The organism is Holdemania sp. Marseille-P2844 (genome assembly GCF_900120005.1).
Classification (GTDB): domain Bacteria; phylum Bacillota_I; class Bacilli_A; order Erysipelotrichales; family Erysipelotrichaceae; genus Holdemania.
In genome coordinates, this window is sequence record NZ_LT635454.1 from 293,993 (window position 1) to 318,693 (window position 24,701).

General features: G+C 46.7%; 33 protein-coding genes, 2 tRNA genes and 1 riboswitch. Of the genes, 25 read left to right on the plus strand and 10 right to left on the minus strand.

Annotated features, from left to right (window positions below):
* Window positions 1–127 precede the first annotated feature (127 nt).
* Genes BQ7364_RS16125 through BQ7364_RS16145 form a run of 5 tightly spaced genes read left to right on the plus strand, consistent with a single transcriptional unit; the run spans window position 128 to window position 3,782 of the window.
* The gene (locus BQ7364_RS16125) at window positions 128–898 is read left to right on the plus strand and encodes a PTS mannose/fructose/sorbose/N-acetylgalactosamine transporter subunit IIC (protein WP_083538667.1); all 771 of its coding nucleotides are present in this window, start codon (window positions 128–130) and stop codon (window positions 896–898) included.
* Window positions 899–1,729 carry a PTS system mannose/fructose/sorbose family transporter subunit IID gene (locus BQ7364_RS16130; RefSeq protein WP_072685696.1) on the plus strand — a complete coding sequence of 277 codons (831 nt, stop codon included), beginning with the start codon at window positions 899–901 and terminating at the stop codon, window positions 1,727–1,729. It abuts the gene before it with no gap.
* 12 nt (window positions 1,730–1,741) lie between these two features.
* On the plus strand, window positions 1,742–2,224 hold the full coding sequence (locus tag BQ7364_RS16135; protein ID WP_072685697.1) for a PTS sugar transporter subunit IIB: 483 nt from the start codon (window positions 1,742–1,744) through the stop codon (window positions 2,222–2,224).
* A 20-nt stretch (window positions 2,225–2,244) separates the two neighbouring features.
* Window positions 2,245–3,333, plus strand: coding sequence for an SIS domain-containing protein (locus BQ7364_RS16140; protein ID WP_072685698.1), 1,089 nt, complete (start codon window positions 2,245–2,247; stop codon window positions 3,331–3,333).
* 14 nt (window positions 3,334–3,347) lie between these two features.
* Window positions 3,348–3,782, plus strand: a complete 435-nt coding sequence (locus BQ7364_RS16145) for a PTS sugar transporter subunit IIA (RefSeq protein ID WP_072685699.1) — start codon at window positions 3,348–3,350, stop codon at window positions 3,780–3,782.
* Window positions 3,783–3,955: 173 nt separating this feature from the next.
* Here BQ7364_RS16145 and BQ7364_RS16150 read toward each other — a convergent pair whose 3' ends face one another.
* Complete coding sequence (locus BQ7364_RS16150) at window positions 3,956–4,813, minus strand: FRG domain-containing protein (RefSeq protein ID WP_072685700.1); 858 nt, start codon at window positions 4,811–4,813, stop codon at window positions 3,956–3,958.
* Between the two features lie 312 nt (window positions 4,814–5,125).
* Between BQ7364_RS16150 and BQ7364_RS16155 the strand changes: the two genes are divergently transcribed.
* From BQ7364_RS16155 to BQ7364_RS16195, 9 genes are all read left to right on the plus strand, one after another.
* Window positions 5,126–5,202 (plus strand) — tRNA-Arg (locus BQ7364_RS16155).
* Window positions 5,203–5,236: 34 nt separating this feature from the next.
* Window positions 5,237–5,362, plus strand: coding sequence for a hypothetical protein (locus BQ7364_RS18555; protein ID WP_255370404.1), 126 nt, complete (start codon window positions 5,237–5,239; stop codon window positions 5,360–5,362).
* A gap of 128 nt (window positions 5,363–5,490) precedes the next feature.
* Window positions 5,491–6,699, plus strand: a complete 1,209-nt coding sequence (locus BQ7364_RS16160) for a class I SAM-dependent rRNA methyltransferase (RefSeq protein ID WP_072685701.1) — start codon at window positions 5,491–5,493, stop codon at window positions 6,697–6,699.
* Window positions 6,700–6,753: 54 nt separating this feature from the next.
* Window positions 6,754–7,026, plus strand: a complete 273-nt coding sequence (locus BQ7364_RS16165; RefSeq protein ID WP_229100655.1) for a DUF3781 domain-containing protein — start codon at window positions 6,754–6,756, stop codon at window positions 7,024–7,026.
* Between the two features lie 329 nt (window positions 7,027–7,355).
* Window positions 7,356–7,943, plus strand: coding sequence for a DUF6434 domain-containing protein (locus BQ7364_RS16170; RefSeq protein ID WP_072685702.1), 588 nt, complete (start codon window positions 7,356–7,358; stop codon window positions 7,941–7,943).
* A 109-nt stretch (window positions 7,944–8,052) separates the two neighbouring features.
* Window positions 8,053–8,385, plus strand: coding sequence for a hypothetical protein (locus tag BQ7364_RS16175; RefSeq protein WP_072685703.1), 333 nt, complete (start codon window positions 8,053–8,055; stop codon window positions 8,383–8,385).
* A gap of 254 nt (window positions 8,386–8,639) precedes the next feature.
* Window positions 8,640–9,470: an HAD family hydrolase gene (locus BQ7364_RS16180; RefSeq protein ID WP_072685704.1), complete on the plus strand. Its 831-nt coding sequence runs from the start codon at window positions 8,640–8,642 to the stop codon at window positions 9,468–9,470.
* Between the two features lie 336 nt (window positions 9,471–9,806).
* Window positions 9,807–9,882: transfer RNA gene (locus BQ7364_RS16190), tRNA-Ala, on the plus strand.
* A gap of 351 nt (window positions 9,883–10,233) precedes the next feature.
* Window positions 10,234–10,899 (plus strand): O-methyltransferase, encoded by a 666-nt coding sequence (locus tag BQ7364_RS16195; protein WP_072685706.1) that lies wholly within the window; start codon window positions 10,234–10,236, stop codon window positions 10,897–10,899.
* A gap of 464 nt (window positions 10,900–11,363) precedes the next feature.
* On the opposite strand, the gene BQ7364_RS16205 is transcribed toward BQ7364_RS16195, so the two are convergent.
* The 3 genes from BQ7364_RS16205 to BQ7364_RS16215 form a co-directional block, all read right to left on the minus strand.
* Entirely contained in the window at window positions 11,364–12,134 is a 771-nt protein-coding gene (locus tag BQ7364_RS16205; protein ID WP_083538669.1) for a Cof-type HAD-IIB family hydrolase, read from the minus strand.
* 199 nt (window positions 12,135–12,333) lie between these two features.
* On the minus strand, window positions 12,334–13,968 hold the full coding sequence (locus tag BQ7364_RS16210; RefSeq protein ID WP_072685709.1) for a peptide ABC transporter substrate-binding protein: 1,635 nt from the start codon (window positions 13,966–13,968) through the stop codon (window positions 12,334–12,336).
* Window positions 13,969–14,043: 75 nt separating this feature from the next.
* A riboswitch (Lysine riboswitch) is annotated at window positions 14,044–14,214 on the minus strand.
* A gap of 404 nt (window positions 14,215–14,618) precedes the next feature.
* Window positions 14,619–15,683, minus strand: coding sequence for a site-specific integrase (locus tag BQ7364_RS16215; RefSeq protein ID WP_072685710.1), 1,065 nt, complete (start codon window positions 15,681–15,683; stop codon window positions 14,619–14,621).
* A 73-nt stretch (window positions 15,684–15,756) separates the two neighbouring features.
* On the opposite strand from BQ7364_RS16215, the gene BQ7364_RS18460 reads away from it, so the two are divergent.
* Window positions 15,757–16,017, plus strand: coding sequence for a hypothetical protein (locus BQ7364_RS18460; protein WP_139248665.1), 261 nt, complete (start codon window positions 15,757–15,759; stop codon window positions 16,015–16,017).
* Between the two features lie 2 nt (window positions 16,018–16,019).
* Here the strand turns inward: BQ7364_RS18460 and BQ7364_RS16220 are convergent, their stop codons facing one another.
* From BQ7364_RS16220 to BQ7364_RS16235, 4 genes are read right to left on the minus strand one after another with little or no spacing between them, the layout of a single operon-like run.
* Complete coding sequence (locus BQ7364_RS16220) at window positions 16,020–16,391, minus strand: hypothetical protein (protein ID WP_072685711.1); 372 nt, start codon at window positions 16,389–16,391, stop codon at window positions 16,020–16,022.
* A 2-nt stretch (window positions 16,392–16,393) separates the two neighbouring features.
* Window positions 16,394–16,654, minus strand: coding sequence for a hypothetical protein (locus BQ7364_RS16225; RefSeq protein WP_072685712.1), 261 nt, complete (start codon window positions 16,652–16,654; stop codon window positions 16,394–16,396).
* A 17-nt stretch (window positions 16,655–16,671) separates the two neighbouring features.
* Entirely contained in the window at window positions 16,672–17,097 is a 426-nt protein-coding gene (locus BQ7364_RS16230) for an ImmA/IrrE family metallo-endopeptidase (protein WP_159432832.1), read from the minus strand.
* A gap of 11 nt (window positions 17,098–17,108) precedes the next feature.
* Window positions 17,109–17,504 (minus strand): helix-turn-helix domain-containing protein, encoded by a 396-nt coding sequence (locus BQ7364_RS16235; protein WP_072685714.1) that lies wholly within the window; start codon window positions 17,502–17,504, stop codon window positions 17,109–17,111.
* Window positions 17,505–17,643: 139 nt separating this feature from the next.
* Between BQ7364_RS16235 and BQ7364_RS16240 the strand changes: the two genes are divergently transcribed.
* The gene (locus BQ7364_RS16240) at window positions 17,644–17,850 is read left to right on the plus strand and encodes a helix-turn-helix transcriptional regulator (RefSeq protein WP_200798820.1); all 207 of its coding nucleotides are present in this window, start codon (window positions 17,644–17,646) and stop codon (window positions 17,848–17,850) included.
* 240 nt (window positions 17,851–18,090) lie between these two features.
* Here BQ7364_RS16240 and BQ7364_RS16245 read toward each other — a convergent pair whose 3' ends face one another.
* Window positions 18,091–18,468, minus strand: a complete 378-nt coding sequence (locus BQ7364_RS16245; RefSeq protein ID WP_072685716.1) for a DUF2513 domain-containing protein — start codon at window positions 18,466–18,468, stop codon at window positions 18,091–18,093.
* 74 nt (window positions 18,469–18,542) lie between these two features.
* Between BQ7364_RS16245 and BQ7364_RS16250 the strand changes: the two genes are divergently transcribed.
* From BQ7364_RS16250 to BQ7364_RS16270, 6 genes are all read left to right on the plus strand, one after another.
* Window positions 18,543–18,827, plus strand: coding sequence for a hypothetical protein (locus BQ7364_RS16250; protein WP_072685717.1), 285 nt, complete (start codon window positions 18,543–18,545; stop codon window positions 18,825–18,827).
* Between the two features lie 68 nt (window positions 18,828–18,895).
* Window positions 18,896–19,072 (plus strand): hypothetical protein, encoded by a 177-nt coding sequence (locus tag BQ7364_RS18090; protein WP_159432833.1) that lies wholly within the window; start codon window positions 18,896–18,898, stop codon window positions 19,070–19,072.
* Window positions 19,072–19,593, plus strand: coding sequence for a glucosaminidase domain-containing protein (locus BQ7364_RS16255; RefSeq protein ID WP_139248666.1), 522 nt, complete (start codon window positions 19,072–19,074; stop codon window positions 19,591–19,593). Before BQ7364_RS18090 ends, BQ7364_RS16255 begins: the two co-directional genes overlap by 1 nt.
* 3 nt (window positions 19,594–19,596) lie before the next feature.
* Window positions 19,597–20,214, plus strand: a complete 618-nt coding sequence (locus BQ7364_RS16260; RefSeq protein WP_072685719.1) for a DNA methyltransferase family protein — start codon at window positions 19,597–19,599, stop codon at window positions 20,212–20,214.
* A complete protein-coding gene (locus tag BQ7364_RS16265) occupies window positions 20,211–21,263 on the plus strand; it encodes a tyrosine-type recombinase/integrase (RefSeq protein WP_072682834.1) in 1,053 nt (350 codons plus the stop codon). The genes BQ7364_RS16260 and BQ7364_RS16265 overlap by 4 nt, the downstream gene beginning before the upstream one ends.
* Window positions 21,232–21,498 carry a hypothetical protein gene (locus tag BQ7364_RS16270; RefSeq protein WP_139248667.1) on the plus strand — a complete coding sequence of 89 codons (267 nt, stop codon included), beginning with the start codon at window positions 21,232–21,234 and terminating at the stop codon, window positions 21,496–21,498. Before BQ7364_RS16265 ends, BQ7364_RS16270 begins: the two co-directional genes overlap by 32 nt.
* Here BQ7364_RS16270 and BQ7364_RS16275 read toward each other — a convergent pair.
* Window positions 21,495–21,680, minus strand: coding sequence for a hypothetical protein (locus BQ7364_RS16275; protein WP_072685721.1), 186 nt, complete (start codon window positions 21,678–21,680; stop codon window positions 21,495–21,497). The genes BQ7364_RS16270 and BQ7364_RS16275 overlap by 4 nt on opposite strands.
* A 67-nt stretch (window positions 21,681–21,747) precedes the next feature.
* Between BQ7364_RS16275 and BQ7364_RS16280 the strand changes: the two genes are divergently transcribed.
* Genes BQ7364_RS16280 through BQ7364_RS16290 form a run of 3 tightly spaced genes read left to right on the plus strand, consistent with a single transcriptional unit; the run spans window position 21,748 to window position 24,701 of the window.
* Entirely contained in the window at window positions 21,748–23,043 is a 1,296-nt protein-coding gene (locus BQ7364_RS16280) for an AAA family ATPase (RefSeq protein ID WP_072685722.1), read from the plus strand.
* Complete coding sequence (locus BQ7364_RS16285; RefSeq protein ID WP_072685723.1) at window positions 23,043–24,167, plus strand: ATP-binding protein; 1,125 nt, start codon at window positions 23,043–23,045, stop codon at window positions 24,165–24,167. The genes BQ7364_RS16280 and BQ7364_RS16285 overlap by 1 nt, the downstream gene beginning before the upstream one ends.
* Before the next feature lie 12 nt (window positions 24,168–24,179).
* Complete coding sequence (locus tag BQ7364_RS16290; protein ID WP_234973201.1) at window positions 24,180–24,701, plus strand: DUF669 domain-containing protein; 522 nt, start codon at window positions 24,180–24,182, stop codon at window positions 24,699–24,701.

Genomic DNA, 24,701 nt, shown 5'->3' on the forward strand with positions numbered 1-24,701 from the left:
TTTCACACTTTTTTTATTGCAATCCGGGGATAGAAGGTGTATAAAATAATTAAGTGGTATAGTAACTATACCAGATGAATAAACTGGTATAGTTACAACAGTCTTGTAAGGAGGAGGAAAAATCATTATGTCTGCATTGCAAGCTGCTTTGATCGGCGTTGTCGCAGCCTTGTCCGTTTTGGAAGGCGGATGGCTGGGAGAATGCAAACTCCGCGAACCGGTGGTCACCGGTTTTCTGGTCGGTTTGATTTTAGGGAATGTGAAGGAAGGGCTGATCATCGGCGCTCAGCTGGAACTGATCTGGATGGGGACGGCTTCAATCGGTCCGACGGCCGGTTTGAGCATCGGCACCGGCGGGACGATCGGCACCGCAGTTGCGCTGTCAACCGGCTCGGGCATCGAAGTCGCGATGGCCTTCGGCGTTCCAGTTTCCATTCTGATGCAATTTTTACAAACGTTGGTGGATACGGCGTATTCCGGACCGATGCACACCGTCGATAAACTGATCGACGAGGGCGGCAAGGATAAGCAGATCATCTGGATTCACTGGTTATGCGGAATCCTGACCTTCCTGATCTATCTTAGTCTGACATTCGTGGCCTTATACTTCGGCAATGAAGCGATCAACGTGATCGTCAACAATCTGCCGGCCTGGATGACCAATGGTCTGAATGCGGTTGCCAAAGTTCTGCCGGCGCTGGGCTTCGCCTTGTTGATGAACCTGTTATTGGAACAGGACCTGATTCCTTATCTGATTATCGGCTTCGCGCTGACCGCCTGGTTAGGCATGTCGATGATCGGCGTGGCCGCGGTTTCCGTCGCGCTGGCCTGGATTATCTACCTGCTGAAACGGGATCAGCTCAATTCAGCATCTGAACCGGAAGAGGAGGAATTGTAAATGACAACGTCGATGCAGGACAATCCGCGCAAGCTGTCCAAAAAAGAATTCAATCAAATCTACTGGCGTTCCTTTACGCTGTTAGGCTCCTTCAACTACGAACGTATGGAAGGCTTGGGCTTCCTGTACGCGATGATGCCGAGCTTGAAGCGGATCTGGAAGGATGATCCGGAAGGCTACAAGGCCGCGCTTCATCGTCATATCGCTGCTTTCAATATGACGGTTGCCCCTTCGCCGTTTGTCATGGGCATCGCGGTCGCAATGGAAGAGCTGGCGCATGATAACGAGAACTTCGATGTCGAATCGATCAACGCCGTCAAGGTTTCCCTGATGGGACCGTTGTCCGGGATCGGCGATACGTTCTTCTGGGGAATTTTCAAAGTCATCGCCTGTTCATTAGGCGTCAGCTTCGCCAGTCAGGGCAGTATTCTCGGCCCGATCATTCTGCTTCTGGCCTTCAACATTCCGAACTTTCTGACCCGGTATTACTGCCTGAAGATCGGCTACAACAACGGCAGCAAGCTGCTTGAGAACCTGCAGCAATCCGGCAAGATGCAGCTGTTCACCTATTGCGCCGGAATTGTCGGCGTCGCTGCGATCGGCTGTATGATCGCCGCCTGGATTGGTCTGGAATGCCCGATCGCCTTCACGATCTCCGGCAGCGAAGTTGTCGTTCAGCAATATCTCGACGAAATCTGTCCGCAGCTGCTTTCGTTAGGCGCAACGCTGTTGATCTACCGGCTGCTGAAAAAGAAAATCAGCATCATGAAGCTGATCCTGATCATCGTCGTCGTGGCGTTTATCTGCGGCGTGTTCGGCATTTTGGCATAAGGAGGAAACTGCATGGCGATTGTTGAAGTAAGAATTGACGACCGGCTGATCCATGGGCAGGTCTGCGGCTACTGGGTACCGCATCACAGCGTGGAAAAAATCGTCGTGATCGACGATAAAATCGCAAAGGACGAAATGCGCAAGACAGCGCTGAAATTCGGCTGTCCGGCGAAAGTGAAGCTGTCGATTCTGGACGCGCTGACGGCTTCCGACAAGCTGAAGCGCAATCTTGACAAAGGCAGCCGCGTAATGCTGCTGGCGGCGGGGCCGGAACCGTTGTTAAAGATGGTGGAGGACGGTTATGCGATCAAACAGATCACCGTTGGCAATTTGTCCGGCAAGCCGGGTTATCAACATGTGAAAAAGACATTGTATCTCTCCGACGCCGATATTGACAACTTCAAACGGCTGGCGGATCACGGCGTTAAGCTGCTGGTTCAGATGGTGCCGGATGATGTGCCGGAGGATCTGGCGGAAATCGTTCGAAAACTGTAGAAAGGAACTGGGAAGAAACTATGGAAAAACCAACGGTATTAGGTTATATGAAAGATCAGCCGCGGGCGTTAAGAGCTGCCTTTGCACGCCGCGCGGAGTTTGTGGAGCCCTTCCGTCAGTTGTTTGTGCAGCTGCCGATCAAAAAAGTGCTGTTTTTCGGTTCCGGGACCTCCTATAACGCTTCGCAGATTGCCGCCTATGAATTTAAGCATCTGTGCAAACTGGAGGCGCAGGGTCATTATCCGACGGTGTTTGCCCATTATGAACAAGCCGATTGGACCGGCATGCTGAAAAAAGAAGAAATTCTGTTTGTCGGCATCAGCCAGTCCGGGACTTCGATTTCAACGATTGAGGTCATGGACAAGGCCCGCCGCGAAGGCTATCCGACCGTGGCGTTGACGGAGAACCTTGACAGCGAGATCACCCGGCATGTCGATCATGTCATCCATCTGTTATGCGGCAAGGAAGAAACGCCGCCGGAAACCCGCGGATATACGGTTACACTGCTGCAGCTGTATCTGTGGGCACTGGCCGCCGCCGAGGTTCGCGGCACGCTGACCGCTCAGAAAATCAGTCAGGCGCTGGCGGAAACCGAAACGTTTGTCAATCAGTTTGATCAGGTGATAACAGAGAGTGAAGCCTGGTATGACCGCAACGCGACGACGATTGTCAACAGCGACCGAATCTACGTGCTGGGCTATGGCATCGACTATGGTTCAGCTTTAGAGGGCATGCTGAAGATCGGCGAAATGCTGCGGCTGCCGACGATCGGCTATGAAATTGAGGAATATTCGCATGGACCGACGATGGCGATCACACCGAAACAGACCATCCTGATGCTGGGGTCGGATGAAGCAGAGTGGAACCGTTGTTTACAGTTCCGGGAAGCGTTTCGCAAATACACCGACCGCGTGCATCTGATCACGGTCAAGGAGGCCCCGTCGGATAAGCGGGATCTGGTATTCAGCGTCAAAGCAAACAAATATCTGGCGCCGATCATGCTGACAGTTCCTTTCCAGTTTGTCGCCGCCAAGGGGGCGAAGGATACCAACATTGATACGAATGTAAATCCGTTTAAAGAAGAGCTGGCGCATCTGCCTGAAGAATAAACCGGGAGAAAAAAATGAGCACAGGAATTATTGTGATGGGACATGGTCATTTCGCCACCGGCATCACCTCGGCGCTGGAATTGATCATGGGTTCTCAGCCGGCCTATGAAGCGCTTGATTTTCCGGCAGAATCGGATAAGGAAGATTTGAAAAAGCGGCTGAGTGCAGCGTTGGAAAGACTGGAAAAGCAGGATCAAATCATCATTCTGACCGATCTGTTCAGCGGCACGCCGTTTAACGTGGCGATGGAAGCCGTGGCTGAGAAGCCAGGTCTGAAATTGTATTATGGCTTAAATCTGGGAATGTTGATGGAACTGATTTCGCGCCGGATGTTTCAAGGCGATGCCAAACTGAGCGAAGGCCTGATCGAGATCGGCCGGCAGCAGGTCGGCTTGTTTGATCCGGAAGCGATGGAGGCTTATACGGAAACCGGCGAGGATGAATTATAGGAAAAAATGAGTCAGGATTCCGGCATCTTGTTAACAATGATCGGGATCATTGCTTTGAGCCGGAAAGGGTGAGGGAATCCACAGCCTGAAATTATCCACAAATAGAAAAATACCAGGATCTTCTTCCTTATCCAGGAAGGAGGCCCTGGTATTTTTTATGGAAACGGAAAGTTTCACTCAATTCCAGCCTGCTTTTGCAAGGCCTGAGTAACGATGGAATCACAGAGATTCTGAAGATCGGGGAACAGCCGCTGTTTGTTATAACCCATGTTGTCCAGGAAACCAAGCGTTTCCCGGCGTTCTTTATCCGACAGCTGGATCGAAATGCAGCGGGCGCGGCGGCGAATTTCTTCTGCGGCTTCATCACCTTCAATGGAAGAGGGGATGGAGAACAACCCGGCCTGGGCGATCAGCCGGGCATTGCTAAAGCTGCCGTTGTAGATGATCAAGCCTTGGGGATGAGGATCGTCAGCGGCGATCTTCAGTGCGTTTAACGCGGCGTTTCGTTTCTGAACTAAAGAAAGAAACCGGGCTTTATCGCGAAGCAGCTTCAGGAATGCGGCATATTCCTCAATAAACTCCGGATCTGCTTCCTTCATTGGCGAATAACAGCGGTGAATGATAATTTGTTCCCTGAGCGGCAGCACGAATAATTCATACTCCCCGTTGTCGGGCTGCTTATTTTCCGCCAGCGCAAAGTATAGCGCGGTAAAGGGATTACAGGTCCAGTCGATCAGCCGGGTCGGGATGCCGTAATGCTGGGCACAGGCAACATAATCGAGCGTTTCCATCGTGCCGGATAACAGGTTGGAGGCCTGCTGACGGAAAGCATGAAGCAGTGCGAATTCCTGATCTTTTAGATTGACAAGGGTCTGTGTTTCCCGGTCGTATTTGCGGCAGATCGAAGGATTTAATTCAATCCGCCGGCTGACGCCGCGGAAGATATACTGATCGCTGCGGGTAAGCCGGATCAGATCGTTAATGAGTGACTTTGAGCTCGTATATTGTTCTTTGATCGGCGATTCGTTCATAAACATGTCCCTCCTGACTGATCGGCGACGGGTTTTTGTTTTCTTTAAGTCTATCATAAAACGAAGCGAGAGCGCTGACAAGCAAAACTGCTGAAGGGGATAAGCGTAAGGAAAGAAACGAAGGCAGCCTTTGTTGAAATGCCTGCCGTTTCTGAACGGGGATTGCTTTTAAGAAGAAGGCGGTGGGGACAAGCGCTGCGAATGAAAGAGGCAAGGGGAAGCTGGAAAATCGGAAAACTGCGGGAAATCAGTCTCAGCGTCCGATTAAACGCTTGACGAAATGCGCTTCCCATTGTAAAATAATAACGTTACGTGCCCATGGCGCAATTGGATAGCGCATTTGATTCCGATTCAAAAGGTTGCAGGTTCGAGTCCTGTTGGGCGCACCATTCGAAAATCAAGTTGGAGAGCTGACCTTGATTCATGCGGGAAACCGAAATGAAAGAGGCTGGTTCTCCAATTTTTTATTTTGCGCTTTTCCTGGCATTTGAAACGTTTTTCCAGCGATCAAAAGGCAGCCGCGAATCAATCGGAACTGATGAAAATTGAACCATGGCCAAAGAGCGTGGAATAGCGCATTAATCAGTTCCCAATGGCGAAGAAACATCAACTTATCCCAAAGAGCGGCTGAATTTATGCTATACTAAGGCAGAAAGAGAAGAAGACGAGGTTGAATGATGGATCGAAATTACGCAAAAGTAATCATTTCGCAAGAGGGCGAAAAATGGCTGGATAAAGGACAGATGTGGATGTACCGCAATAACCTGATCAGAATTGAGGGACATCCGGAAAACGGAGCGCCGGTGGATATTGCAACGGAAGGCGGCCGCTATCTGGGAACTGGTTTTTACTCGGAAACCAGTCATATCGTCGTGCGGATTCTGACGAAAAATCCGCAGGCAGTGATCGACCGGGATTTTTTCAGACAGCGGATCCAGTTTGCTTATGCTTTCCGAAAAACGGTGGAAGCGGCGAATCTTACCAACTGCCGCCTGATTTTCGGCGAGGCAGATCAGCTGCCGGGTTTGACGGTGGATCGGTATAACGACATACTCGTCACACAGATCAGCGCTTACGGTATGGAAAAGATTAAACCGATGATCTACGACTTGTTGTTGGAGACGCTGCGTCAGGAGGGCCAGACGATTCAGGGAATCTATGAACGCAATGATATACAGGTTCGAAGCAAGGAAGGCTTACCGATGGAAAAGGGTTTCTGGGGCGGCGTGTCACTGCCGACGACGACGGTGATCCAGGAAAACGGCCTGAAATTAAATGTGGATATTGAAAACGGACAGAAGACCGGCTACTTCCTGGATCAAAAGTCAAATCGGATGCTGCTGCGGCAGATGGCGCATGATCAGCGGGTGCTGGACTGTTTCAGCCATACCGGCGGATTTGCCTTAAACGCGGCCTATGGCAAGGCTCAAAGCGTCGTCGCGGTCGACGTCTCCCAGACGGCGTTGGATCAGGGCCGGGCGAATGCTAAACTGAATCATCTGGAAGACCGGATTCAATTTGTGAAAGCCGACGTTTTTGAATATCTGGATCAATGTAAAATTGGGCAATACGATATCATCGTGCTGGATCCGCCGGCGTTCACCAAGTCCCGGAAAACGATCCATCAGGCGTATGCCGGATATAAACGGATCAATTATCAGGCGATGAAGCTGCTTCAAAACGGCGGCTATCTGATCACCTGCAGCTGTTCGCGGTTCATGGAAATCGACAATTTTGAAAAGATGCTGCGGGAAGCGGCGCAGGAAGCCGGCGTGACGCTGAAGCAGGTTTCTGTTACCCAGCAGAATCATGATCACCCGATTCTCTGGACGATGGAGGAGACCTCTTATCTTAAATTTTATATTTTTCAGATCGTTCAGGCTTAAGCGGGCAGGCGTGGAAAGAAAGGCTCAATGAAGCAGAGCGTGGGGAATATCGTAATGGAGCAAACCGCAGTTATGGAGCAGGAAAACTTACTTCTGCAAAATCTGGATCAGCTGCATACGACGGTGATGGGCGTCGAGCGGATCCGCAGAAACTTGCAAATCAATGAGGAAGATGTCGTCGTCTGGTGCCGCAAGTTGATCGCGTCGCCGCAGGCTGTGATTCAGCGCAGGGGGAAAAACTGGTATGTGTTGACGGGAGATTGCCGAATTACAATCAATGCGCACAGTTACACCATGATCACAGCCCATCGTGAGAAATTGGAATAATCGTTTTTTCCATGCAGGCAGGGTCAGCGTGAAATCCCTTGCCGGCGTTGTTTTTGTTCGCTATAATGAGGATAAAGCATGACGCTAAAGAAAGTTGGGGCATAATCCAGATGGCAGAGTTTATGGTGACGGTCAATATCGTTGTTCAATTTTTTTTGAAATACATTTTCGATATTGTAGAAATTGTTTTATTAATCATGATTTACCGCTTATTAAAAAAGAAATCAGGCTGACGCCGCAAACAGGCATTCGGATAACGTTGATGAACAGCATTCCGGATGCCTGTTTGAATATACGATATCCGCATTTCAGGAAAGGAGGGAACAAGCATGGAAAGACCTGTTTTAAATCGATCGCTGGACGCGGCGACGTTTAGGAATCATTATTATCTGAAAGAAGAATTAGTCCGTTTTTGCCGGGCATCGGGATTGCCAGCGGCGGGCGGAAAATCAGAACTGACGGAGAGAATTGCCTGTTTTTTAGAAGGCAAACCTGTTGAGATCATGAAGGTGAGGAAAATCAAGCCGAAGACCGCCGGCACACTGAGGGAAGAAATGTCAATCGAATCTCCGTTTGTCTGTTCCGAAAAACACCGGGCTTTTTTCAAAGCGAAGATCGGGCCGTCGTTTTCGTTTAACGTCGCGTTTCAGAAATGGCTGAAAAGTAATGCGGGCAAAACGTATGGCGACGCGATTCAAGCTTATGCCCAGATTCTTGTTGAGAAAAAAACAAAGCAAACTCCGATTGATCCGCAGTTCGAATACAATACCTATATCCGCACCTTCTTCGCCGAGAATCCGGGCTGCAGCTTGAATGAAGCCATTTGCTGCTGGAAATGGAAGAAAAGCAAAGCCGGCAGTCATCGTTATGATCCCGCGGATCTGATCGCACTGGAAGGGGAAAAGAGGTTAAAATAAGATGGGAGAAAAAACACTGGAAAGTGCGCTGAATGAGATCAATTCGATCCTGCGGCGGTGTGAGAAAATCCAGCCCCAATTTGCCAGGGGCAGCGCGCATTAAAGTTTATTGGAAAATCGAATAGCGGCGCTGCGGATTGCCAAGCTGCTGCTTCAACAGGAACAACAGAAGGAACAAGCGGATCAGCCGAGGCAGATCTCCTCAGAATTAACTGCCATAACCTGTCCATCTGTGGTATTGAGTTGGGAAGAGCTTGAAAAAGCATTGGCTCCAATCGGTTCCATCCTTCATAAATGCCGTGCGGCGCAGGTGAAGCACGAAGAAGCTTCCGCAACTTTTCGCCGGCTGCAAAAGCAGATTGACGTGATGGTTCTGGCGGAGGCGTTAATTCGCAAGGAACTCAACATGAAAATGACCGGCAAGCCAGCGAAAGGTTCATAAGTTAAATCATGAGCTTGTGCGGACTGAATCAGAATGAGTAAAGATTAGGGCTATCGCGTGAAGCAAAGCAGGCTGGATAAGCGGATTGCTTGAAAATCATCCTGTTTTGAAACAAAAATAATGTTTTTCAGAAAGGTTGATTGGAATTCGTTTTGAATCCGGTCTTTCCTTCACACTTTTTCTGAAATTCTGCTAGAATGTTAAAGAAGCTGTTTTTAGAAAATAGGAAATCAGGGAGCAGGGGGAGTACTACAATGATAGAAGACTTTCGTCTGGTAATTTGCGATATCGACAGCACGTTAATTACTTCTGATCGAATTTTAACAGAACATGCAAAGGACGTCATCAATCGGCTGCATGCCCATGGCGTTTATTTTGGCATTGCATCGGGACGATCCATTGATCAGCAGCTGCATAAGCAGGCGCGGGACTGGGGATTTGATTTCGATTTTGAAGTGTTGATCGGAATGAATGGCTCTGAATTGTGGGATGGAGTCCACCAGAAACGGCATGATTATTACAAATTGAAAAGGGAATGGATCAAGGAGATTCTGGAATTGATGGCCCCGTTTGATTTAAACCCATTTATGTATGTCAAAGATAAAATGATGTGTCTGCGGGTCGATGAAGCGACGGAGCGATCGTCGAAGAAAAACCGTACGGATCTGATCGTTGTGGACGATATTTCCGAGTTTTATGCGGAAGAAAATGCGAAGATCATGTTTCGAATGCCGGAGGAACTGATGGCGGAGGTCGTCGACTATGTCGGTAAGCATCCTTCATCGCACTTCAAGGCGTTTAAGACGCAGACGACAATGCTGGAATTTACTGATCAGCGGGTTTCCAAAGCGGTAGCGCTGGAACATTATTGCGAAATGAATCAGTTACCGTTAAGCAAAGTGATCGCATTTGGAGATATGAGCAATGATAACGAAATGCTGGAATGCAGCGGCTGGGGCGTATGTATGGCTAACGGCGGCGCGGATACCAAGGCGATTGCGGATGAGATAACGGAAAAAACAAACGATGAGGACGGGTTTGCGGAATATATGGAAAAGCATTTCTTGAGGCCGCGCGGCTGGTGAACGAGAAATGCACCGGGCAATCCGCAGCCGCGAAATTGCGAAGATTGCCGGAAAACAGCAGGCGAGCAGAAGAAAATCGGACGTTTCTGATCTGTACTGTCTCTTGGCTGGCGCTGTGAGTTCAGCGCGGCAAGAGAGGCGTGCAGAACAGGCGCCTGTTCTGCGGGCGGAGCTGTTTAAGAAGGAACATCATTTTGAGGGATGAAGGTGGGGCACGAGAGTTTATAAAATCGTTGGAAAGCAGGCGGAAAAAGAAATAAATCAAGCGCTGAATGCAACCTTTTTAAGATTAGGGCTTGAAATCTTTTTGTCAATTTGTTAATATTTATAAGCAATGGGGTTGTAGCTCACCTGGGAGAGCGCTACACTGGCAGTGTAGAGGTAGTCGGTTCGAGCCCGATCAGCTCCACCATGAAAAAAACAGAGATATCCGGACGATTGGGGAAGACCGAAGCGTAAGGATATCTTTTTTGTTGTCCTTTTCTTTTTCACGGCGAGTGATTGATTCGCTTCCCAGGCAACTGCCGGTGTTGACGGTTCAGGAAAACCGGTTTATTCTTAAATCAGAAGACGCAGAAGAGCGCAGGATAAGATCATTGGAAATGATGGAATATTGAACAGGGATGAAAGCCTGCATTGGACTGGACTGAAATAGTAGAGGAAATCCATCGGCGGGGATCGCGGCAGGAGTTGTATTTTTGTTCGGCAGAAAATTTCCCGATCTGTTCTCGCTGCCGCTTCTTAAAAAACGGGAGGTCTTGCCATGCAATCAAAATGGACTGAAAACGATCTGTTTCTTTTCCAACATCTGATTCCTGACGACGTAGATTTAGATTATGCCGTTTCACAAAGCCATGAGAATCAGTTCCCGGAACATGAAGTCTCCAAGACGCAGGGTATGTTCTTATCCCTGCTCATCAGGATAAGCCAATCGAAACGGGTTTTGGAATTGGGGACGCTTGCGGGATACAGCGCCATTTGGATGGCAAAGGCCGTTCCTGATGATGGAAAAGTGGTCAGTCTGGAATGTGATCGGGAGAAATTTGAATTAGCTTCCCGGAATATTGCGCACGCCGGGCTTCAGAATAAAGTAGAGCTGCTTTGCGGGCCGGCTGCTCAATCGCTGCAGAATTTGATCGACGAAGGGACAGAACCATTTGACTTCATTTTTATTGATGCGGACAAACCGAATAATCCGCTGTATTTGCAGCTTTGCCTGCAGCTGAGTCATCCGGGAACCGTTATTTTCGGAGATAATGTTATCCGTGATGGCAAACTGTGCGAAAAGACAAGCGAAGATCCGAAGGTGAAGGGTGTCAGACAGTATATTGAAGATTTGGGAATGTCAGACCGTCTGGATTCCACGGCGTTGCAAACAGTAGGCATTAAAGGATATGATGGTTTCACTCTGACATTGGTTAAGTCTTGATCGGAAAAGCGCTGGGATAAAGCGGAAAGGCAAGATTCTGTCCTGCCAGGAATACTTTATCAAAAAAGCGGATAAATTGAGAGGTAAAGGACAACGCTGAAAAGATAAATCAGAAGAAGGAAGCGAAGCTGTCGTGAATGCGGCAGCTTTTCTTTTAGGGGATCGGGATTGTGCAGCGTTCAAAATGAGGATGGGTCAACAATGATCAACGCATCCTTTAATAATCCAATACTCTCAGTACGTTTTTTCGCATTCCTTTTATCAAAGTAGAGTAACAAGTTTCCTTCCACCCCTGAAAAACAATCTCTTTGTTCAATAAAAAACCTCTTCCCCATAAATCTCAATGTGGGAAAAAGGTTCATTCGTCATTCCTTTTTTGTTAATCCATTTTTGCCTTATTAAAACAAGGGGCCGAGGATTCAGCGGATAGGAAAATCTTGAAGAAGCTTGCCTGCGACTTCTTTTTATTTTGAACTCAGAAGATGCCTTTCAACCCAATCTGCGACGCCGTCTTCATCGTTGGATAACGCAAGATCGTCGGCGCAGGATTTTAATTCATCAGCGGCATTGCCCATCACGACGGCATGGCCGGCAGCTTTCAGAATGTCCAGGTCATTGTAATCGTCGCCAAAGGCGATAACGTCGCAGAGCTCAATGTTGAGATGAGCGCATAAATCCATTAAGCCGGTGAGCTTGGATACCTTACTGTTGAGAATCGCAAAATAATTGGGATCCTTGGCGTTATCGACCAACTTGCAATGATAGGCTTCAAGATCCAGCTGCCTGATCATTTCCGGAAGTTGAGTAACAATGGAAATCTTGGCGATCTCAACGGTGTCGATCGTCGTATAATCGGTATATTCGTGGACATGATCGCCGGTGACCAGACTGCGGTTATTGGTCAGAATCACATCGGGATAAGTGACGTTGACATGGGTGTCAGGAAGGGTCAGCAGCTCGCGGATCAGTGCTTCCGCCTTGTCAGCTTCAACCCCGTATTTGCTGAGTGTCTGATCATGATAAATTGTCTTTGCGCCGTTTAATGAAATGATCCCGTCAGCTTCGATCGCCTCCATGTATTCTTTAGCGCGCATGACGGCTCGGCCGGTCGCCACAATCACCTGATGATCGGTTTCTGTTTTCAGTCTGTGGAAAATTTCCCGGGTCATTGCGGATACGGTCTTGTCGGTGTGAAGCAGTGTCTGATCTAAATCAATCGCCAGTAATTTCATCATTGAAGCCTCCTGTTTTCATTAATGATAGTATAGCACTAAAAAAGGAAAAGGGTTGATTGCGAACAAACAGAGGACAAATAAAGAACAATGGTCTCAGCATGGTTGCGGCAAACAAAGTTTTTTAGAGCGAACAGCCATAAAAAAACTGGAAGAAATGCGCTCAGGCACATCTTCCAGCTTTAGTGGACAGCGATTGTTTTTACGCAGCGTCGGATTGAAGGGTGCAATGCCCATAGAACGGCGTCAGGCCCCACATCTCAACACCCTGGACTGCAGTGCTCTTTAAGCCCGGCGTGTTGTAATTGAATAAGGGAATCAGGTAGACGTTCTCTTCGATCAGATAACGTTCAGCGTCATGCAAAGCGTTCATGTATTCCGTATGATCGACCAGATATCCCGCTTCATCAACCATTTTATCATAAATCGGATCGTCCACGGAGGCTACGATCTGCTGACCAGTCGTCCACAAATTGAGGAACTGGGAAGGATCATCCCCGGCGCTGTATCCATAACGGGAGGTTTCAAAATCGCCATTGTCAACCTGATTGTAGAAGACGCCGGATTCCACGACCTGCAGCTCACATTGAATCCCGGCTTTTTCCCACATCTGCTGCAGAATCTGCGCCACGTCAGCGTGCAGCTGGCTTTGCGAATACTTGTAAACAATTTTTAACGGATGGCTTTCATCATAACCCGCTCTGGCTAATAAAGCTTTGGCTTCATCCAGGTTGTATTCCAGATATTTTTCTCTGGCGTCCTGTTCCTTGCGGAAATCGCCCTCAGCCCCGGCTAAGCCTTCCGGAACATAACCATGCAGAACGCGGTAGTATTCCTCGCTGCCGACAGCGCTGACCAAGGCTTCCTTGTCGATAGAAAGGGCTAAGGCCCGGCGGACGTCGACATTTTTTAAATAGTCAGGACCGGTAGAGCCGGAATTTAAAGCGATGAAATAACTGGAGATTTGTGGGATTTTCCAGATTTCTTCCGGATTTGGATACCCTTCGGCAATCGTCGCGGTTATGTTGAGCGCCATATCAATTTCGTTGTTTTTAAACGCCAGGGACTGCGCGTCGGAATCGGCCATGACCAGGAATGTGATCCGCGGCATCGTGATGCTATCGGCGTCATAGTAGTTGTCGTTCTTCACAACGACGGCTTTTTCATTTTCATTGCATTCTTCCAGCGTGTACGGACCGGCAGTCGGATAACCGGGCTTGAAGGCCCATAGCGATTCGTGGGCGTCGGCGATGTCAGCGCGCAGCGGCCGCCAGACATAGTTGGTCAGCATTTGTGGGAACCAGGCGCAGGGCTTGATCAGTTTGAGAACCAATGTCTGATCATCAGGCGTGCTGACGCCTTCAATTTCAATCTGCGTCGGATCCAGGTCCATGTTGCCGGCGATTTCTTCAGCGCCGGCCAGATAGGTCATTGGGTAGTAAATCGACCAGGAATTGTCGGCGCCGTAGGTGAGATTCCGCAGGATTCCATATTTGAAATCGGCGGATGTCAGCGGCTGACCGTCGCTCCACACAACGCCGTCGCGCAGAGTGAACGTGTAGGTCAGCCCATCGTCAGAAAGAGTATAATCCTGGCACAGATCGTTGATGATCTGATTGCTGTCGTCAGCTCGAAACAGACCGGCGGTCAAATGACGCAGTACGTAATCATTGACTGTTTCCTGGGTTAAGCCTGGATCTAAGGTTGTGATCTGACCTCCGATCGCGACGACCAGTCCCTCATCTGAAGCCCGGTTTCCCTGAGCGGCGTTTTGCGACGAACAGGCCGCGGTGAACAGCAGCATGATGGAGCATAGAAGGGTAAATACTTTCTTCATCTTTTCTTCCTCCTCAGAATTGACTCTGATAAACAAAAACCGCGTACTATTACATACGCGGTGAATTACCGTTTTCTATGCAATAGCGCCTCTTCATTGAATGAAGGAGTGCTGCGGGTATTTCCTGCAGCCCCATAACCAACTTCTGCCGAAGCCTGTTATTCGGCGGTGGTTGCCTTTCTGAAAAGATCATCGCCCGCCGGCTCCCCTTTCGTACTCATCTGCACCGCTACCTCTACATGTTTTTGTTGTATGTTATAAGTCTATCCGTTATTCGTGAAAAGTCAAGCGATTAAAAACGATTTCCAGAAATTAAAATGAAAATTTTGTTATTTTATGAAAATTGAAGAAAATTATTTTCATGGAATAAAATGCAAGGCGGGCAGGGATTGAAACGGCCGGGATGATAAAGAACCGGCACGAAGTTAAGCGTTCCTTTAGCACACAGGGGATAACGCAAGCTGAGCGGCGGGGATCAGCAAAATGGAAAAAATAAAAAAGCTCCGCAATCCGGAGCTTTGATGACCATGGAGCAGATGAGCGGAAACGTTTGATCGCACTTTTTGAGTTTTGAATCATTGGAAAACCCTTTGTTTAAAGGCTTTTCGATACATGTCGCAAATATAGATTTTAGAAAATCATGCCACGGATCATGCCACGGATTCTTTTAATTCTTCTAATTTATCCACTAATTCATCCGCATTTTTTTCTAATAAGTGCGTGTATACTTTTAGCGTCATATTGATGTCACTGTGGCCAAGCCTTTTGGATACAGCGACGATGTTAACGCCGTTGTTGATCAGTATTGTTGCATGGCTGTGTCGTAAGTCATGGATGCGGATTTTTTTAAGTGGATGTCCGTCAGCGTTGGCAGCAGCGATGGCTTTGTCAAAAGCTCTTTGAATAGTGGTAATTCCTAATGGTTCAAAATCTCCGAATAAATAGGGCCCATCTTTAGCCAGGAGCGGTTTTAATATCTCAAGGGTATATTTATCCAATTTTATTTTTCGCACGCTAGACGCTGTCTTAGGGGCTCTCACGCCTTGCTTATTATGCTTAATAGTTTTGTCGATCATTACCCATCCATCTTTGATATCTGATTTCAAGACCGCTTTTCCTTCCGATCGACGGCAGCCGGTGTAGAATAGAAAGGTGAAGTAAGCCCGAATTGTATAATTCTTGATGTAAGACGCAAAGAGATTGAATTCTTCGATTGTCCAGGTTTGCATCTCTTTTTTATCTGCAGCCGTTGCACGGAAAGGCTCAATGATTTTGGCGAAATCTGGTGTGTTGTAGTATTTATACCCGAACGCAGACACAGACCGGACAAAGGAAATTACATTGTTTTTTGTGCGAGTCGCTAACTTTTTTTCCGCTAATTCGTTTCTCCATTTTAAAACATCTTTCGGTTTAATCTGGTTCAATGGCATATCCATAAAAACAGTTGCGTATGTTTTTGCAAGATGGTACTTGCTTCGCTTGGTTTCTTCGTTGGCGGATGTTCTACTTTTCAAATATTCCTCCATCATAATGCCAAAGGTGGCGGAGGACTGCACTTCTTGATTATTTGCACGGATTTCTGCTTCCCATGCCTGTGCTTCTCTTTTTAGCTCAAAGCCACGTTTTTTCTTGGTGACTAGCTTGCCGGTGAGCGGATCGCGCAGCTGCACCTGCGCAAACCAGGTTCCTCGATCTTTATCTTTGTGAACGCTCATTGTTTTTGTCCTCCTATTTTGATATAATGAGCGCATAGAAAAAGCATTGTCCGCACGACATTTTTTCTATGCTGTGAGCGGTGTTACCAGCACCAGCTCACCATTTCTCGGAGTTACCAGCTCCGGGATTTTTTATGACATACTTTTGAAGATTTGTGGTATATTACAAATAGAGGTGATAAATATGTTCACTGATAGTTCAGTTGCTATTTGCATAATCGTTATTTTTATTGTCTTTCTTAAAAGGTTTGAGGAGCAAGACAAGGAAATTGCTAAGCTGAAAATTTATCTTGAAGATGCGAAAGAAGAAATAAAAACTTTATCTCAAGATTGACATTACTGCCTTTGATTGATTTCTGTTAATCTTGTTTTAATATCCTCTAAGTGAATTTGATTTGCTTCATCATAACTTTCCGCAATATACTTTGATAACCATGTTTTTTTCAGTAAAGGCAGCCCCGCCCATATCAGAATGCACAAGAATATTCCCCAAAGTCGGTTAGTATCACAATCTATTAAGTAGTTGATCCCTTCGTCAATAATAATTCCCCCAAGTACGCTTTTGATGCCAATTCCTGCGTTAAACTTGATTTTATTTATTTTAGTACATATAAAATCATACTCTATTTTCATTAGCTTAACTTCATCGTGCGAAGTCAAACTAATGACTGAAGGTTTAGTAATTTTGTAGTTTTCTTTTTTCACCATTGTCAATCGTCTGCCTTATTCCAATCGGGATTTTCCAACATTTCTACAGTTGCTAATTTAGCGTTTAATACATTAACAAAGTGAATGTAACCACAATTTTCGCATGTTATTGAAATAACAGGAGTGCATTTTGTTTCTTCCGGGTACTCTATTAAGGCGAATACATAATCAGAAACTTCCCATTGTTCATGATCACATAAAGGACATTTACCTAATGTGATCTTTTTTAAATATTCACTTAATTTATTTGAATCTATTCGCATAGTTAATTACCTCTTTTCTAAATTAAGCTATCGTACACTTTAACAGCGATCTGCTCAGGTACACCCTTGCTGATCAGCAGCGCAATAATGTTCTGATCATAAATGTCTTCACCTTTAAGCAGATTTAACGCTGCAAACGTATTTGCTTCCCGTTCGGTTTTCCACGCAAATCTTGATAAGTAAAAGTTAAAGTGCATATTCTCATCGTAGTGAAGCTTGAAGTGTCCGTACTCGTGCCACAGAAGAAATTGCCTATATTCCTCCGGTAGATCTGGTTTGATGAAAATTCCAATAGTTCCCTCAGAGGCCAGTATGGCTGAGTCGCATTTTCTTTTTAATAGGCGCTGATCCTCTATAATTTCTATGTTTTCATTATAGAGCAGCTCGTAGATACAAACATCGGGGACTCCGTCAACAACTTCCCGGATCTGAGCCGTATTCACTTCAATCACTCCTACTTCTTATACTTTTTACCTAACAATTCGATCATGCCAGCTACGTCGTTCGCAAATTCGATAATTTCTTCGTCAGTCATTTTGTCGAGGTCATAGCCGCCAAACTGTGCCACCATAGGCTGTTCAAGGATAAACTTAACGGCGTCTTCCGCAGAAGAAAAGTTTGTTTCTTTTTCATCTTCTCGTTCATCTGTTAAATCACGCATGCTTATACCTAGAGCATCTGCTAGACGCTGCATGCTATCAACCCGCGGATAGCTTTGTCCATTGTACCAACTAGAGATAGTAGATAGCGGGAGCCCTAGAATTGATGCGAGCCTACTTTGCGTCATTTTTTTATTCAGCATCCATGTGTGAAAATTTTCAACAAATATGTCTCTTGCTCTATTACTCATTTCTTTGCACCTCTATTGATTATAGTTCTATATTACAGTTAAACTGTAAAAAGTTCAAGAACATATTTAAAAAACTACATTTTAAGCGTTGACTCAACGATTAAATCGTAGTATTATAATGCCAAGGAGGTGGTCATACGTGTCTTGCGATGTAAGAATCAGTTATGCAGCTGCAAGAGTAAACAAAGGAATAACGCAAGAAGAAGCTGCGAAAGGCTTGAAAATAAGCGTTTTCACACTGATTAACTACGAAAATGGTAAAACAGTGCCAACCTGGGATCGGCATAATAAAATGGCTGATTTCTATGGGATTCCGAAAGAAATGCTTTGCAGTCCTAAGAAGTGAAATTTTTTTTGAAGTTGTACTACGATTTAATCGTAGATGATGCACGGGGAGTGAGGTGAGTAGATGGAGTTTAAAAGCCCTGCAGAGGAGCAACGGTATTTATTTAAAGTGGAGTTACCTAATTTGATCACACGAATTCTCTTGTTGAGCGCATGTCAGAGAGAGAGCAAAGAACGAATTCTCCGCGATTCTGAAGCATTAAAAAAGGCTTCAATCCAGTCTATTGAAGCCTGCAAGAGTTCACTTGTTAAAGTAAGCTGTGATCGAAGCACTGATGACATTGATAGCGATCTTTTGCAAAGTGCTTAGTGAATCTGCGCCAACTTCCGCGGCAACTTTCTTTACTTTATCCCAAGTGTTGTTGTTTCGGATATTGTCAAGAAACTCATGGCCTTTCCAAGTCAATGATTTCACGAAAATATCAAGGTTCCCAGAAAGATCTTCATCCGTGATTATCGTAATGAAGTCAGCTTCACTTAGCCTTAACAAAGTATAAGCGACTTCGTCCGCCGTAACTTCTGGGATCGTTATCTTAGTGCTATCAAGCTCATCATTGAGCTCTAAACGATCCTCTAAGTATAAAAGGACTTCTCTAACGATATCATGATTCAATTTCACAGATAACCACCTCCTTTCTTGAAAATATTATATCAGGAAAGTTTACCAACACCGCTAGGAAGCGAGGTGAGAAAGTGACCCGTTTGGAAATACTCTCTCAGTATTATGTAACGCAAACAGACATCCAGAAGCTTCTGCAGATGTCCCATAAGAAGGCCAAGAAGATCTACGAGATGGTTAGTGAAATGGAGAATCAGGAACTGGGAGAGTTTCGAGCGCATGACAACAAGGTAGCACTGAAAAAAGTGCTGAGGTGCCTGAAAATCGACTACAACTTCCTAGTTCGGCAGTGCCAGCTGGAAGAACAAAAAAAGGAACCCTCGGCGAGCTTGGCGGCAACCGAGAGTTCAACAAGATGATCTTATTGGATTGAGATCATCTCTATTTTATCACAAGCAATCAAGCTTGTGAAGGAAGGGAGAAATAAATGACAATAACAAACGAAGCAGCTCGCGCTTATGCAGCAATCGCCGCACAGAACATCGGCATCAAGGTAGATGATATCATGCTCCTTGTCGATGAAATGATGTATCTAATGGACGTTTATACAGAGGCAGAGATCCTTGCCAAAATGCGCAAATTGATCGGCCAGGAGGATCGGTAGTGCGCCGGCTTAGACGCCCAGTGCTCGTGGCTCTCACGGCTGCGATTACCGCCGGCGTGACGCTTAACCTGCCTGCAGCTGAGGCCGAGACACCAGTACGGCAGACGGTGACCGTGATCGATCTCTATCAGCCTGATACGCCGGCTTACACCGCAGAGATGGACGTCAGTTGGCACGACTGGCAGCCGATCGGCAAGGCCGCCGGCGTGGTGCCGGTAGCACTGCTGGAGCTGGCTGAGGAGTACAACATCAGCCCAGTCTACGCCGCGGCGGTGTTTGTCCTTGAGACTGGCTGGGGTAGCTCATCGGCCTGGCTGGCCAAGCACAATCCGGCCGGCATCCGGTGCGGTGACCGGTACTGCCAGTACAGCACGGCGACGGAGGGCCTGCGGCGCATGATGGAGATCATGGCTGACTACTACGGCAACGGGTTGACCACTGTAGTACAGCAGCGTTCGCTGTGGTCGGAGGTCGAGGATACAGATTTAATTGTCCAGTTGATGATCCAGCTGGCGGAGTAGCTTATGGAGACAATCATCAACGGTATCAATAGGATGGCGGGCAGTTATCACGCTCAAGACATCTTCCAGGACTGGGTGCAGATGGCTGGGATCTCTATATCAAACCAGTTGTTTTACGACCAACGCCTGGAAGATCAGTATCTGACACTTGCGAAAAAATACACCACTGAGCAGTTAAAAGAAATGTGCCGATGGACCGCAAGGCTTGTAGAGCTGTTTGAGGATGATATCAATGATTACCTCGGCAGCATCTACATGATGTTAAATGCTGGGAATTCGAGGACAGGTCAATTTTTCACACCATTTCATGTGTGTGTGTTGATGGCCAGGGTGGAGCTTACTGGATATAGCGGGGGAAAAATCACAGCCAATGAACCAAGTGTCGGCGGCGGGGCCAATATTCTGGCAGCAGCCAAGGAGATCCAGCGTTTAGGTTACGATTATCAAAGTTTGCTTGACGTTGTCGCCCAGGATCTCGACTACAAATGTGTGTGGATGTCTTATCTACAGTTTAGCTTTGCGGGTATTAGTGCGATATGTGTGCAAGGCAATACCCTGCAAAATGAAATCAATTTTACCTTAGTCACGCCAATGTATTGCTTGAGAGGTGTGTCACCGTGAAAAATGATGTAATCAATTTAATCATTTTGAAGCTAAATGATAAAATTGAAAGCCGCGAAATTGAGCTTGTAAAGAATACACTGATCACTTGCCTCGAAGATTATGATCTGGTACCTAAAAAGAATGAAGTCGTACCGTATGGCTACGAAGACGAAAAGCTGATTCAGCTGTTCTTGGTAAGCAAAAAGATTGATGGATTGAGTGATCGATCCATTAAAGTGTATAGGCAGGAGTTAAATTCACATCTACACCTATACATTCAAAAAAAGATCACCGACATTACAACGGACGATCTGCGGATGCACTTCGCAAAGCGGATGATCGACAGTCCGAATTTGTCAAAAGCCACACTGAACGGCGAGCGTCGATATCTGTCCAGCTTCTTTACTTGGCTCGCGGATAATGGATATATTCCAAGGAATCCAATGCGGGCGATTAAGAAGATGAAAGAAGACAAGCGGATCAAGAAACCATTCAGCCAGGAAGAAATCGAACTCATGCGAGACGAATTGAAGAACCGGGTTGAAAAGGCAAGAAATACACGGGATCGGTTTGTCGCAATAAGAATGCAAGCACTTTTTGAATTTATGCTCAGCACCGGTTGCCGTGTAAGCGAAGCTTCTGGAGCTAAGCTTAAGGATTTAAACCTGACAAGCAACGAAATTCTCGTGTTTGGTAAAGGCGCCAAAGAACGGATCTGTTATCTGAACGAGATATCAATCATCCGGTTAAAACAATGGCTTGAAGTGAGATCAGAAATGTCAGTAGACAGCGAGTATCTGTTCACCGGGTATCAAAATTCATACAATACCGGAACGATACTCGGCGCAGGTGGAATCGAAAGCTATTTCCGGCATTTAGGCGATCAACTCGGGATCAAGTGTCATCCGCATAAATTCAGACGTACCTGCGCGACTATGGCACTCACGAAAGGAATGCCGATCGAAGAAGTGCAACAGATGCTTGGCCACAATGAGATCAACACAACGATGATCTATGCCCAGGTATCACAGGAAAATGTTAAACATAGCCACAGAAAATATATGTAAATGTCCAGCTGATGATCCAGCTGGCGGAAGGGAGATAAAGGTGACCGATAGAAAAGTTCCAATTGCCAATATATCGTTAGTAAAATCAGATCGATCAGGTCTTGAATTAAAAGCTCTTACGATTGAAATTATTGATATTTTTATCGAAAATGAGGTCACTGTAGGAGAAGCAAACGCAATATTAAAAGATGCTCTTCTTTATGTGAAGAGCACCTCAGATGGGAAGAAGCTTTAAAAATCGATTTCTACATCATCATAGACGTCATATATATCGTTTTTGCGGCGAAGATATGACTTTATGAAAAATTCAGTTTCTTCTTCACATCCAATGCTTTCCGGATGCTCCTTGCGAAAATCAGCAAGGCATACTTGAGCAAAAGCGACGGAAAGATCATGAATGATTTGAGTTTTATCCACTTAACATAGCCTCCTTTCTTGATTTCATTATAACAAGAAAGAACAAAACAAGAGTAAAGGAGAGAACATGGAAACAGTAAAAATAAATCAGCTTGAAATCGAAAACGTCAAACGAGTCAAAGCGGTCAAGATTGAGCCAACAGCCAACGGTCTGACTGTCATTGGCGGCCGCAACAGCCAAGGTAAGACCTCTGTGCTCGACAGCATTGCCTGGGCGCTGGGTGGTGATCGTTACAAGCCATCACAGGCACAACGAGATGGATCCGTCTTGCCTCCACAGCTGCACGTCGAGCTGTCAAATGGTCTAATCGTGGAGCGCAAAGGTAAAAATAGTGATCTCAAGGTTATCGACCCAAGCGGCCGCAAAGGCGGTCAGCAGCTGCTTAATCAGTTTGTGGAGCAGCTGGCATTGGACTTGCCTAAGTTTATGAGTGCATCGGGTAAGGATAAAGCGCAGACGCTGCTGCAAATCATCGGCGTAGGCGATCAGCTCGCACAGCTTGAGATGGACGAGCAAAAGCTGTACCAGGAGCGGCTGTACATTGGCCGCACGGCAGATCAAAAAGAAAAATATGCCAAGGAAATGGAGAGTTTTGAGGGTGTGCCGAAGGAACCCGTCTCTGCATCGGAGCTGATCCGCCAACAGCAAGATATTTTAGCCAGAAACGGTGAAAACCAGCGGAAGCGTGAACGAGTATCTCAATATGAGTATCTGGTCAGCACTAAAACAGAGGAAGTCATCCGGCTGCAGCAACAGCTGCAGATCAAGCAGGCAGAGCTGCAGCAAGCTCAGGCTGACCTGCAGATCGCAAAGACCTCTGCATTAGATCTACATGACGAATCTACGGAGGAGCTGGAAAGGAACATTCAAGAGATTGACGAGCTCAATCGAAAGGTAAGAGCTAATCTTGACAAGGAAAAAGCGGAAGAAGACGCCAGGATCTATAAAAACCAATATGATGCCTTGACCGTACAGATCAACGATATCCGACAGGCAAAGATGGATCTGCTTAAGGGCGCCGATCTGCCACTGCCTGGCCTGTCAGTGCAGGATGGAGAGCTGATTTATCAAGGATATAAGTGGGACAACATGTCCGGATCCGATCAGCTCAAGGTAGCCACGGCCATCGTCCGCAAACTCAATCCGCAGTGCGGGTTTGTGTTATTGGACAAGCTCGAGCAGATGGATCTGCAGACAATGCAGGAGTTCGGCTCCTGGTTAGAGTTCCAGGGACTACAGGCCATTGCGACACGAGTCAGCACCGGCGATGAGTGCTCGATCATCATCGAGGATGGCACTGTAGTTTCGCAGCCGGAAGTGGCCCAAGCTCCGCAACCACGCTGGAAAGCAGGTGAGTTCTGATGTTTACGATTACTAAAGGCAAAATTCCATCTGCACTGAAATGTGTCATATACGGCCCGGAAGGCATTGGTAAATCTACCTTTGCCTCTCGGTTTCCGGATCCATTATTTATTGACACCGAAGGATCCACAAAGCACATGAATGTCGATCGTTTAGATGCACCATCCAGTTGGACTTTACTTATGCAGGAAGTCCAGTTTGTTAAATCAACGCCAGGGCTTTGCAAAACATTGGTCATTGACACCGCGGATTGGGCAGAGCAGCTGTGTAACCAACAGATCTGTGCTCAAAAAAACTGGGGCGGCATTGAGGACGCCGGCTGGGGTAAAGGCTACACCTACTTAGCAGAGGAGTTTGGTAAGCTGCTTAATTTGTTAGAGGATGTCGTCAGATCGGGGATCAACGTCGTTGTGACGGCTCATGCGCAAATGCGTAAATTCGAGCAGCCGGACGAACTGGGGTCTTATGATCGTTGGGAATTAAAACTCCAAAAAAAGACAGCGGCGATGGTCAAGGAGTGGGCAGATATGGTGCTGTTTGCCAACTATAAAACGATTGTCGTCAATGTCGATGGACAGGGCGCAATCAAGGGTAAAAACAAAGCCCAGGGCGCTGGCCAGCGGGTCATGTACACAACGCACCACAGCTGTTGGGATGCGAAAAACCGTCACGGCCTGCCGGATGAGCTACCGTTTGATTTTGGCGCTATTGCTCATTTGTTTGCGGATCAAGCCGCAGTGCAACCGCCGATCCAGCAACCAATCCAGGCACCGATCCAACAACCGGTACAGCCGCCAGTCGTCCAGGTAACACAGCCAGTCACTCAGCCAACACAGCCACTACAGATGGATATCGCCGCAGGAGAGGGTATCCAAGAGGGGCAGCTAGTGCAGCCTGATCCGCAGTTTGAAGTTGATTACACAGGGATCCCGCAATCGCTTTTAGACTTGATGAAAAAGGACAACATTATGCCGATGCAGATCCAGCGAGCAGTAGCTGAACGGAATTATTATCCAGTAGATACACCAATTAGCAACTATGACCCTATGTTCATTGAAGCTAAATTAGTAGGTGCATGGGATCAGGTATTAAATGTTATCAGCCATTTAGATTTACCATTTTGAGGAGGATAAGAGATGACACAGTATAATTCTTACGCACAGCAGCCGCAGTACAATCAACAGTCACAATATGGTCAACAGTCTCAGACACAGGATCGCGAATATGGTTGGGATGACACAATCGTCTCTGATGGTCCGGAATTTATTCTGTTGCCGGCCGGAGATTATGAATTTGTCGTAGAAAGCTATGAAAGAAGTAGAACGAAAGGAACAGGATCGCTTCCTCCATGCAATATGGCAATTGTCACTTTGCGCATTGATACACCGAATGGAAGATCCTATATTAAGCATTATTTAACTTTGCACAGTAAATGTGAAGGTATGCTTTCAGCTTTCTTTACTTGCATTGGGCTAAAGAAAAAAGGGCAGCCATTGCAGATGCGCTGGGATTTAATCCCAGGCTGTGTTGGTAAGTGCAAGGTGGGAATCCGAAAAGGGAATGACGGTAACGATTACAACGAAGTAAAACAGTTTTATCCAGCACCTGATTTAAATCAGATGCCAAGCGGCACTCAATATACGCCGAACACATTTTAA

Excerpts from the sequence above, each read along its gene's own strand:
- BQ7364_RS16210 (WP_072685709.1), bottom strand. The coding sequence starts at position 13,968 with ATGAAGAAAGTATTTACCCTTCTATGCTCCATCATGCTGCTGTTCACC.
- BQ7364_RS16140 (WP_072685698.1), top strand. The coding sequence starts at position 2,245 with ATGGAAAAACCAACGGTATTAGGTTATATGAAAGATCAGCCGCGGGCG.
- BQ7364_RS16205 (WP_083538669.1), bottom strand. The coding sequence starts at position 12,134 with ATGATGAAATTACTGGCGATTGATTTAGATCAGACACTGCTTCACACC.
- BQ7364_RS16130 (WP_072685696.1), top strand. The coding sequence starts at position 899 with ATGACAACGTCGATGCAGGACAATCCGCGCAAGCTGTCCAAAAAAGAA.
- BQ7364_RS18090 (WP_159432833.1), top strand. The coding sequence starts at position 18,896 with ATGACAATAACAAACGAAGCAGCTCGCGCTTATGCAGCAATCGCCGCA.
- BQ7364_RS16285 (WP_072685723.1), top strand. The coding sequence starts at position 23,043 with ATGTTTACGATTACTAAAGGCAAAATTCCATCTGCACTGAAATGTGTC.
- BQ7364_RS16270 (WP_139248667.1), top strand. The coding sequence starts at position 21,232 with ATGTTAAACATAGCCACAGAAAATATATGTAAATGTCCAGCTGATGAT.
- BQ7364_RS18555 (WP_255370404.1), top strand. The coding sequence starts at position 5,237 with ATGCGGGAAACCGAAATGAAAGAGGCTGGTTCTCCAATTTTTTATTTT.
- BQ7364_RS16235 (WP_072685714.1), bottom strand. The coding sequence starts at position 17,504 with ATGAGTAATAGAGCAAGAGACATATTTGTTGAAAATTTTCACACATGG.
- BQ7364_RS16165 (WP_229100655.1), top strand. The coding sequence starts at position 6,754 with ATGGAGCAAACCGCAGTTATGGAGCAGGAAAACTTACTTCTGCAAAAT.
- BQ7364_RS16215 (WP_072685710.1), bottom strand. The coding sequence starts at position 15,683 with ATGAGCGTTCACAAAGATAAAGATCGAGGAACCTGGTTTGCGCAGGTG.
- BQ7364_RS16280 (WP_072685722.1), top strand. The coding sequence starts at position 21,748 with ATGGAAACAGTAAAAATAAATCAGCTTGAAATCGAAAACGTCAAACGA.
- BQ7364_RS16145 (WP_072685699.1), top strand. The coding sequence starts at position 3,348 with ATGAGCACAGGAATTATTGTGATGGGACATGGTCATTTCGCCACCGGC.
- BQ7364_RS16290 (WP_234973201.1), top strand. The coding sequence starts at position 24,180 with ATGACACAGTATAATTCTTACGCACAGCAGCCGCAGTACAATCAACAG.
- BQ7364_RS16160 (WP_072685701.1), top strand. The coding sequence starts at position 5,491 with ATGGATCGAAATTACGCAAAAGTAATCATTTCGCAAGAGGGCGAAAAA.
- BQ7364_RS16195 (WP_072685706.1), top strand. The coding sequence starts at position 10,234 with ATGCAATCAAAATGGACTGAAAACGATCTGTTTCTTTTCCAACATCTG.
- BQ7364_RS16170 (WP_072685702.1), top strand. The coding sequence starts at position 7,356 with ATGGAAAGACCTGTTTTAAATCGATCGCTGGACGCGGCGACGTTTAGG.
- BQ7364_RS16180 (WP_072685704.1), top strand. The coding sequence starts at position 8,640 with ATGATAGAAGACTTTCGTCTGGTAATTTGCGATATCGACAGCACGTTA.
- BQ7364_RS16225 (WP_072685712.1), bottom strand. The coding sequence starts at position 16,654 with ATGCGAATAGATTCAAATAAATTAAGTGAATATTTAAAAAAGATCACA.
- BQ7364_RS16220 (WP_072685711.1), bottom strand. The coding sequence starts at position 16,391 with ATGGTGAAAAAAGAAAACTACAAAATTACTAAACCTTCAGTCATTAGT.
- BQ7364_RS16135 (WP_072685697.1), top strand. The coding sequence starts at position 1,742 with ATGGCGATTGTTGAAGTAAGAATTGACGACCGGCTGATCCATGGGCAG.
- BQ7364_RS16125 (WP_083538667.1), top strand. The coding sequence starts at position 128 with ATGTCTGCATTGCAAGCTGCTTTGATCGGCGTTGTCGCAGCCTTGTCC.
- BQ7364_RS16260 (WP_072685719.1), top strand. The coding sequence starts at position 19,597 with ATGGAGACAATCATCAACGGTATCAATAGGATGGCGGGCAGTTATCAC.
- BQ7364_RS16150 (WP_072685700.1), bottom strand. The coding sequence starts at position 4,813 with ATGAACGAATCGCCGATCAAAGAACAATATACGAGCTCAAAGTCACTC.